This window comes from Streptomyces sp. NPDC059668, assembly GCF_042734135.1.
Classification (GTDB): domain Bacteria; phylum Actinomycetota; class Actinomycetes; order Streptomycetales; family Streptomycetaceae; genus Streptomyces.
In genome coordinates this window covers 20,333-28,585 of record NZ_JBHWEL010000056.1, presented here as the reverse complement: position 1 = coordinate 28,585, position 8,253 = coordinate 20,333, and the positions used below count along the sequence as shown (strand labels likewise).

Below are 8,253 nucleotides of genomic sequence, written 5' to 3'. Positions count from 1 at the left end.
CTGTGGTCTGGTGCTCCTGATTTTTCTTTTGGGTGTTTGAGTTAGCCTCCGGGTGTGTGTTGTTGTCTGCGGCCGCGGGTGGTCGGGGGGGGGGGGGTGCCCCCCCCCCCCCCGGCTTTCTTGTGTCCTCATGTCCCCGGCCCGTCGGACCGGGGAGGCTCCGCCCGGTCAGCCGCTGTGCTCGTGACCGGCGTGCGCGCCATGCGAGGCCCCCTCCTCCAGGGTCCCGCCCAGACGGCCGCGCAGGGACGTGACCATCTTCTGGTCGCCGACGGCCACCCACTTGGCGCCGACGAGGTACGAACCGCCGTAGTCCTTCGCACCGTTGAGCCACTCGCGCTGACCGCGGTCGGTGGCGAAGGTCGCCAGGATGAACTTGCCGGCGTCGACCTTGCAGACCCCCTGGCGGATCTCGTCCGCGTCGGTCTGGATGTCCGGACGGCACTTCACCTCGGCCGCCAGGTCCTCCAGACTGCCGGTCGCCGTGGCCGGCACCCTGTCCGCCGTGCCGGCCTTGGTCCCGCCGTCGTCCGACCCGCCGCAGCCGGTCAGCGCCAACAGCGCCACGGCGGCTCCCGCGGCGAACTTCTCGCGTGTCAACCTCATACGTTCCTCCGGTACCGTCGGCGCCCGCGCCATGGAGAGCCCCGGCGGGGACCCTGGTCTTCGATACGGCTCCGAGGCGTCCAGCACTCAATCGGTCACCCCGGTGTGCGGGAAGCCGATGCCGCCGCCGGCACGCGTATGCGACAGTGTGCCGCGTGAACGAAGACTGGGAAGAGCGTACGGCGGCGGCCTGGGCCACCTTCGACGACTACGGGGAAGCGGACGCGGCGGACTTCCGGGCGGTGATCGACAACCTGGTCGCCGAGCTGCCGGCGGACAGTCCGCTCGGTCCGTTCGAGCGGGCCTGCGCCTGGGACTCGACGGGCCACTCGGACCAGGCCGTGCCGCTGTACCGGGAGGCGCTGTCCCGGGGCCTCGACGGCTACCGGGGACGCCGGGCCAGGATCCAACTCGCCAGCTCGCTGCGGAACATCGGGCAGGCCGAGGAGGGCGTCAAGCTCCTCACGCCCGAACTCGTCGCCCCGTCCGACGAGTTGGACGACGCCGTACGCGCCTGCCTCGCACTGTGTCTGGCCGACCTCGGCCGCGAACGCGAGGGACTGGCGCTGGTGATCGGCGCCCTCGCCCCCCATCTGCCCCGCTACCAGCGGTCGATGGCCAATTACGCGCGGTTGCTCGTCGAACCCGAGGCCTGAGTCCGCCGGGCGGAGGTGACCATCCACCGATTCGCTCGTTCTGCTGAACGTGCAGTCACAGGATGTAGCCCCGCGCCCCACAGCCTCCGCCGGACCGGTCGTCGACGTCGCCCAGGCCGAGGCCGCCCTCGTCGAGCACTACCCGCGGCTCGTCCGGCTCGCCTACCTGGTGCTGCCGCCGAGCCTGGGCCGCAACCGGCGGGTGCTGACCGCGCACGCCCTCACCCAGCGGGCGCTGCCCCGGCGCCGCACTCCCTCGTCCGTGATCCCGGCCCAGGCCACCGGCCGCGACGGCGACCCGGGCTACGCCTTCGTACGCCTCGCGGTCGTGCGTACGGCGCTGGAGGCGGGCCTGCCGCTGCGGCGCACCGCGTGGCCCAAGCGCTCCCAGCTGCCGCCGCTGCTGCCCCAGGTGTGGGGCCTGCGGCTCTTCCCGCGCTCGGGCGGCGCCGACGAACTCGCCCTGGACCAGCGGCTGTCCGCGCTGTCGGGGGCGGCGCGCGCCGCGTATGTGCTGCGCGGGCTGGAGAAGCTGGCCGACGCCGACGTGCGCAAGGTGCTCGCGGCGGCGGGAGTCACCGATCCGCGAGCGGCACTCGCGGAGGCCGACAAGGTCGAGGCCCGGGACCCGCTGCTGCACTCCCCCGAGTTCGACCCCTGCGCACTGCACGCCCGGCCCACCGACCTGATGCGGCGCAGACAGCACATGAAGGCCGCGCTGGCCGCCGGTGCCGCCGTGGCCGTCTGCGGTGCGCTGCTCGCCCTGCCCGGCGACGGCTGGGGCCCCGAGGGCGCCGCCGCCCCCTCGTACGCCGAGAACCCGGCCGCCGTGGCCGCGCTGGACCCCGGGAAGGTGACCCGGGTCTCCCCGGCGGCCTGGCGGACCTCCGCGCGCACGGACCTCTCCGTGTGGCCCGCGCGCGGAAACCTCGCCGGGGACAGCGCGCTGCTGCGCCGCGCCCTCGCCGTCTGGGCCCGCCCGGGCGGGTCCGTGCAGGTCTCGGCGACCCCGGGCACCCCGGCGGGCGCCCCGCCCGGACCGCCCCAGCTGCTGTACGCCGGTGACGTGGACCAGGCCCGCGTGGTGCTGTTCTACGACGGGCTGCGCATCGCCCGGTACGCCGAGCCGCGCGACGGCACCGGCGGGGCGGCCCTCGACTTCGCGCGGGTCGACGGCGCGCGGGGGGCCGAGGCGAGCGCGGTCGTCCTGGACCGTGCCGACGGCAACGTCCGCTATCTGACAGCTCCCTGGGTGACCGGGGCCGCCCAGCGCGACCTGATGAAACCGGCCGCGGGCCCGACCGCCCTCACCCTGTCGGCCGACGGCGCCACCTCCCCGCTGACGGGTCCCGCCCGGGCGGGCGCGTGCACGTCGTGGAACGCGCTTCAGCTGACCGACGCCACCGGCACCCGGCTGATGACCGACCTCGGCGAGCTGACCCCGGCCCATCTGACCTCCGGACCGCCCGCGGCGCCCCACGAGGCCACCGGCGCTGCGGCGCTGGGGAACTGGGCGCCGTTCGCCTGCTCGCTCGTCTCCCTGCGGTCCGAGGGCGTGCGGTCGGTGAACGCGTGGCAGTACGCGCGCCAGGCGCTGCCGGACGCGAGCGGGGAAGCGGCCTGGGTGTGCACACGGGCCGACACCTGGCGGGGTGACGGGACCCGTGTCCTGGCCCAGTTCCACACCCCGGGCGGTACGTACGGGGCGGTCGCGGCGAAGGCGGAGGACTCGCCCGCTTGCGGCGCCCGTGACTCCCATGTGCTGGCGGGTGTGCTGTGGAAGTCGGGTACCGGTGCCTGGTACCTGCTCGCGGCCGGCAGCAAGGGAACCGCGTCGGTCACCGCGACCGGCGGGGTCACCGGATCCGCGCGGGGCCCCCTGCTCGCCGTACGGACCACACAGGGGGCCCAGGCCGGGCTGCGGGCGAACCTCACGGACGGCAGGTCGGTCACCGGGCTGCGTTAGGGCGTGCCGCGAAAGTCCCGCCCGCCCGCTCGTGCCGGACCAGTGGGGCAGCGCGGCGGGAAAGGGCACGCGTCCTAGTTGACGTTCGTGTCAACAAGTGGGCGCAGAGGGGTTCTCCCCCGCGCTACTCGTCAGTACATTGACGCCATGTCTCATACGCAGGCCCGACCGCCTCGGCCGGTCGCATCGGAGCGGACCCCGCTCAAGGCGCGGAAGGTGTCGTTCTCCTGGGAGGACACACCCCTGCACTGGGTGCCGGGAGACCCGTTCGCCGGCCACACGATCAACGTGCTGCACCTGCTGCTGCCCGCCGGTGAACGCTGGTTCGTCCACGTCTACCGGCAGGTGCTGCCCCACATCAGGGACGAACGGCTGCGCGAGGACGTGATCGGGTTCATCGGGCAGGAGGCGACGCACTCGCAGGCCCATGACGAGGTCCTCCCCCACCTCAGGGAACTCGGGCTCGACCCCACGCCCTACACCGCCCAGGTCGACTGGCTCTTCGAGAAGCTGCTCGGCGACCGCACCCTCCCCCCGGGCCGGGCCCGCAGATGGTGGCTGATGGAGCGGGTCGCGATCATCGCCGCGATCGAGCACTACACCGCCTTCCTCGGCGACTGGGTGCTGAACGCCGAGGAGCTGGACCGGCGGGGCGCCGATCCGACCATGCTGGACCTGCTGCGCTGGCACGGCGCGGAGGAGGTCGAGCACCGCTCGGTCGCCTTCGAGCTGTTCATGCACGTCGACGGGGGCTACCGGCGGCGCGTGCGGACCTGGGCCACCGCCTTCACCGCGCTCGTCTTCCTGTGGCAGCGGGGGGCGCGGTTCTTCATGGAGAACGACCCGACCCTGACGGCGGGCCGGGCCGGCTTCAAGGACTTCCACCGGAGCGGACAGCAGGGTGTGCTGCCGGCGACCGGGGACATGCTCAGGTCCATCCCGCGCTACCTCAGCCGGTCCTACCACCCGTCCCAGGAGGGGTCCACCGCGCAGGCCGTCGCCTATCTGGCCACCTCGCCCGCCGCGAGGGCCGCGGCCACGGCCGAGGAGGGCGCGTGACGCCCCGGCTGCGGACCGTCGCGGCCGTCGCGGGTACGGCCCTGCTCCTCCGGCGCGCGCTGCGCCGCCGGATCGGGGCCTCGCCGCTGTGGCCGCTGCCCGCCCTGGAGGAGCCGGTCTCCGGCCGGCCGCGCTCCCGGGCCCTGCGGCTCACGGTCACCGGACACGAGCGGATCGCCGACGGTGTCGTACAACTGCGCCTGGAGGGGCACGGTCTGCCGCGCTGGGAACCCGGTGCCCACCTCGAACTGGTGCTGCCCTCCGGGCTCGTACGGCAGTACTCGCTGTGCGGCGATCCCGCGGACACCTCGTCGTACACCGTCGCGGCGCGGCTGGCCGAGGACGGGCGGGGCGGCTCGCGCGAGATCCACGAACGGCTCCGGGAGGGCATGACGGTCGAGGTGCGCGGACCGCGCAACCGGTTCCCGCTCGCCCAGGCACCCGCATACGTCTTCGTCGCGGGCGGCATCGGGATCACCCCCCTCCTTCCGATGCTGCGGGCGGTCCAGGGCCGCGCGGACTGGCGGCTGTTGTACTGCGGGCGCACCCGGGCGTCGATGCCGTTCCTGGCGGAGATCGAGAAGCTGGACCCGGCGCGGGTCACCGTCGTGGCCGGGGACGTGGACGGACGGCCGGACCTCGACGCGCTGTTCACGGACCTGCCGGAGGGAACGGCGGTCCACTGCTGCGGGCCGCAGGGGCTGATGGCGGCGGTCGGGGCACGGCTGCCGGAGGGGGCCGCGCTGCACCTGGAGCGCTTCACCGCGCGCACTCCGGCCGCGGCTGACGGCGACAGCGCCTTCGAGGCCGAACTGCGCCGCAGCGCACGGACGGTGACCGTGCCGGCCGGCTCCACCCTGCTCGCCGCCGTACGGGCCGAACTGCCCGGCACCCTCTACTCCTGTGAGCAGGGATTCTGCGGAACCTGCCAACAACGCGTCCTGGAGGGCGAGATCGACCACCGCGACGAACTGCTCACGGACACGGAGCGTGGCGACTCGATGCTGATCTGTGTGTCCCGGGCACGGGGTGACCGCCTCGTCCTTGACATGTGAACGACCATGGTCGCTCCGGCCCGTTCCCGGCCGGATCCGATCGGTAAGGTGTTCGCATGACAACCGGGGTACGCCGCAGGATGGGTGTCGAGGAGCGGCGGCAGCAGCTGATCGGCGTCGCCCTCGATCTCTTCAGCCGACGCTCGCCCGACGAGGTCTCCATCGACGAGATAGCCTCGGCGGCCGGCATCTCGCGCCCGTTGGTCTACCACTACTTCCCCGGCAAACTCAGCCTGTACGAGGCCGCGTTGCAGCGCGCCGCGGACGATCTCGCGAGCCGGTTCGTGGAGCCCCCGGAGGGGCCGCTGGGCGCGCGGCTGCTGCGGGTGATGCGCCGGTTCTTCGACTTCGTGGACGACCACGGGCCCGGTTTCTCCGCGTTGATGCGCGGCGGCCCCGCGGTCGGCTCCTCGAAGACGAACGCGCTCGTCGACGCGGTACGGCAGGCCGCGTACGTCCAGATCCTGTCGCATCTCAAGGTCGAGGACCCGCCCGCCCGGCTGGAGCTGGTGATCCGCTCCTGGATCTCGCTGGTCGAGTCGACGGCGCTGATCTGGCTGGACGGCCGGCGGATTCCGCGCGCCGAGCTGGAGGTGCAGCTCGTGCACGACTTCGCGGCGCTGGCCGCGGTGAGCGCCGCCCGGGACGAGGAGCTGGGCACGCTGCTGCGCGGTGCGCTCCAGGGCGAGCCGGGCGACGGGCCGTTCACCGACCTCGCCGTCCGGCTCATCGCGCTGGCCGCGCCCCCGCAGGCGTAGGCGCGGGCCTCGGCCGCCCTACCCCTCGGACTTGCGGTACGACGGGTCGAGGTCCCGGACCTCGGCGGAGACGTGCAGCACGAGGCCGTCGACGGGCTCGACGTACTTGCGCAGCAGCTCCAGCGCCGACTCGGTGAGCCGGACCTTGGTCTCCTCGCTGCGGCCGGCGAGCAGGGCGAGCGTGACGTGCACGACGGCGTGTCCCTCCGCCTCCGCTCCCACCACGTTGTCCCCGGTCGGGCGGAACCGCGTCTTGCACGCCTCGATCCGCGCGGCCGCCGTCTCGACCACCACCGGGTGCAGCGCGAGCGCGAACCCGCGCCGGTCGAAGGACTCGTCGAGCGCGGCGGAGTAGTCGACGGTGATCTGCGGCATGAGCACTCCCGTTCTAGGTCAACGAACTCACCTTAGGGCCTGGCCTGCCCCGGCCTGAGCTGGAGTGCCAGCATCGCGACGTCGTCCTCGCGGTCCTGCCCGAAGCGGTCCAGGAGCATGTCGCACAGGGGGCGCACCCCGGGCGGGGCGTCGGCGACGGCCGCGCGCAGACGTTCCATGGAGACCGCGAGGTCCGTGCCCCGGGTCTCGATCAGGCCGTCGGTGACCACGAGGAGCCGGTCCAGGGGCTCCAGGAACAGTTCGGTGGGCGTCGGACGGTTCACCGCGAGGCCGAGGCCGAGCAGCGGACCGTGGGCCTTGGCGTAGTCGGCACCGCCCGAACCACGCACGATCAACGGCGGGATGTGGCCCGCGTTGGCGATGCGTACCCGCCCGGTGTCCGGCTCGACCAGCATCAGGCAGACGGTCGCGGTGACCTCGGGGTGGTAGCGCTGGAGCATCCGGTCGAGGCGCTCGGCGAGGACGGCCGGGTCGCTGTCGTCGACGCAGTAGGCGCGCAGCGCGTGCCGGATCTCGACCATCACGGTGGCCGCGTCCAGCGAGTGACCGACGACGTCGCCGACCGCGGCCAGGACGCCCTCGTCGGTGCGCAGTGCCGCGTAGAAGTCGCCGCCGATCTCGGCCTGCTGGGAGGCGGGTTCGTAGCGCACCGCGATGTCGACACCGGGCAGGTCGGGCAGTTTGTCCGGCTGGGGCAGGAAGCTGCGCTGGAGGGTGAGGGCGACATGGCGCTCGACCTCGTACATCAGCAGCGGCTCGGCGGCGAGCGCGGTGGCCTGGGCGAGCCGTGCCACGCCCGCCTCGTCGGCGGGGCTCTGCGGGCGCGAGTCGCGTACCGGCGTCGCCAGGCACACCGGCGCCTTGCCGCCCTGGGCGAGCACCAGCCGGGCGTCGTCCTGGACACCGGGCCGGAAGAACCCGGCGGGCCACAGCGGCGCGTGGACGACGGTGCGGTGCACGACGGCCCTGCCCGCCCCGAGTCTGCCGATCAGCTGGGCCACGGCGTCGTGTGCGCCGCGGCCGGGCAGCGCGAGGCCGATCCGCTTCGGGGACATGCCCCGGTACAGCTCGCCCTCCGGGCCGAGGACGAACACGACGGCCGGCAGGCCGGTGAGCCGGGCGGTGCCCTCGGCGGCCGCGTCGACGAGTTCGTCGAGGCTGCGTGCGGCCTGGACGGTGACGATCGTCTCGGACAGCAGCGTCAGCCGTCGTATCAGCGCCTGGTCGTCCGCCCGCAGCCGGGCCGCGCGCACCACGGCCCGTACGACCGTCCGGATCTCCTCCGGTTCGGCCGGCGTGGTCAGACAGGCCTCGGCGCCGGAGTCCACGCTGCGGCGGCGGTCGCCCTGGGCCGCGCCGGCGGCCGCGAGGTGCACCACGGGCAGCGCGGCCAGGACCTGGTGCGTCTTGAGCCGGCGGCAGAGTTCGAAGCCGGTCATGTCCGGCAGCCGCACGTTGACGAGGAGCACGTCCGGCAGGGTGCCCTCGCGCAGCCGGGTGCCGAGTTCGCGCAGCGCGTCCGCGGCGGTGGCGACGGGAACGACCTCGTGGCCGTCGCCGCGCAGCAGCGCGCTCATGGCGAGCCGGTCGGCCGCCACGTCGTCGACGACCAGCACGGTGGTCGACCCGTTCCTTCTGCTGTTGCCGTCCAACTGAAAGCCTCGGGCCTGCCGGTGGGGGGGGGGGGGTGACGCGGCCGCCCCCCCACAGGATGAAAGAAAAAGAGGGTGAGGGGGAATACTACCACAAACCGGGCG

The 8,253-nt window shown here is 73.6% G+C and carries 8 protein-coding genes; 5 read left to right on the top strand and 3 right to left on the bottom strand.

Features of this window, described 5'->3' with window-relative positions:
• Positions 1-168: 168 nt before the first annotated feature.
• Complete coding sequence (locus ACFV2J_RS30830) at positions 169-606, bottom strand: hypothetical protein (protein ID WP_385084892.1); 438 nt, start codon at positions 604-606, stop codon at positions 169-171.
• Between the two features lie 155 nt (positions 607-761).
• Here ACFV2J_RS30830 and ACFV2J_RS30825 point away from each other — a divergent pair, with 155 nt between their 5' ends.
• From ACFV2J_RS30825 to ACFV2J_RS30805, 5 genes are all read left to right on the top strand, one after another.
• Positions 762-1,262 (top strand): tetratricopeptide repeat protein, encoded by a 501-nt coding sequence (locus ACFV2J_RS30825; RefSeq protein WP_385084890.1) that lies wholly within the window; start codon positions 762-764, stop codon positions 1,260-1,262.
• A gap of 49 nt (positions 1,263-1,311) precedes the next feature.
• Positions 1,312-3,228 carry a hypothetical protein gene (locus ACFV2J_RS30820; RefSeq protein ID WP_385084888.1) on the top strand — a complete coding sequence of 639 codons (1,917 nt, stop codon included), beginning with the start codon at positions 1,312-1,314 and terminating at the stop codon, positions 3,226-3,228.
• Positions 3,229-3,375: 147 nt separating this feature from the next.
• Complete coding sequence (locus ACFV2J_RS30815; protein WP_385084886.1) at positions 3,376-4,287, top strand: metal-dependent hydrolase; 912 nt, start codon at positions 3,376-3,378, stop codon at positions 4,285-4,287.
• Positions 4,284-5,342, top strand: a complete 1,059-nt coding sequence (locus ACFV2J_RS30810; RefSeq protein WP_385441704.1) for a PDR/VanB family oxidoreductase — start codon at positions 4,284-4,286, stop codon at positions 5,340-5,342. Before ACFV2J_RS30815 ends, ACFV2J_RS30810 begins: the two co-directional genes overlap by 4 nt.
• A 56-nt stretch (positions 5,343-5,398) precedes the next feature.
• Positions 5,399-6,100 carry a TetR/AcrR family transcriptional regulator gene (locus ACFV2J_RS30805; protein ID WP_385096820.1) on the top strand — a complete coding sequence of 234 codons (702 nt, stop codon included), beginning with the start codon at positions 5,399-5,401 and terminating at the stop codon, positions 6,098-6,100.
• Between the two features lie 18 nt (positions 6,101-6,118).
• On the opposite strand, the gene ACFV2J_RS30800 is transcribed toward ACFV2J_RS30805, so the two are convergent.
• Positions 6,119-6,475: a 5-carboxymethyl-2-hydroxymuconate Delta-isomerase gene (locus ACFV2J_RS30800; protein ID WP_385096823.1), complete on the bottom strand. Its 357-nt coding sequence runs from the start codon at positions 6,473-6,475 to the stop codon at positions 6,119-6,121.
• A gap of 32 nt (positions 6,476-6,507) precedes the next feature.
• Positions 6,508-8,148, bottom strand: a complete 1,641-nt coding sequence (locus ACFV2J_RS30795; RefSeq protein WP_385441699.1) for a SpoIIE family protein phosphatase — start codon at positions 8,146-8,148, stop codon at positions 6,508-6,510.
• Between the last annotated feature and the right edge of the window lie 105 nt (positions 8,149-8,253).

Coding starts and splice junctions, on each gene's coding strand:
- ACFV2J_RS30830 (WP_385084892.1), bottom strand. CDS start 606: ATGAGGTTGACACGCGAGAAGTTCGCCGCGGGAGCCGCCGTGGCGCTG.
- ACFV2J_RS30815 (WP_385084886.1), top strand. CDS start 3,376: ATGTCTCATACGCAGGCCCGACCGCCTCGGCCGGTCGCATCGGAGCGG.
- ACFV2J_RS30805 (WP_385096820.1), top strand. CDS start 5,399: ATGACAACCGGGGTACGCCGCAGGATGGGTGTCGAGGAGCGGCGGCAG.
- ACFV2J_RS30800 (WP_385096823.1), bottom strand. CDS start 6,475: ATGCCGCAGATCACCGTCGACTACTCCGCCGCGCTCGACGAGTCCTTC.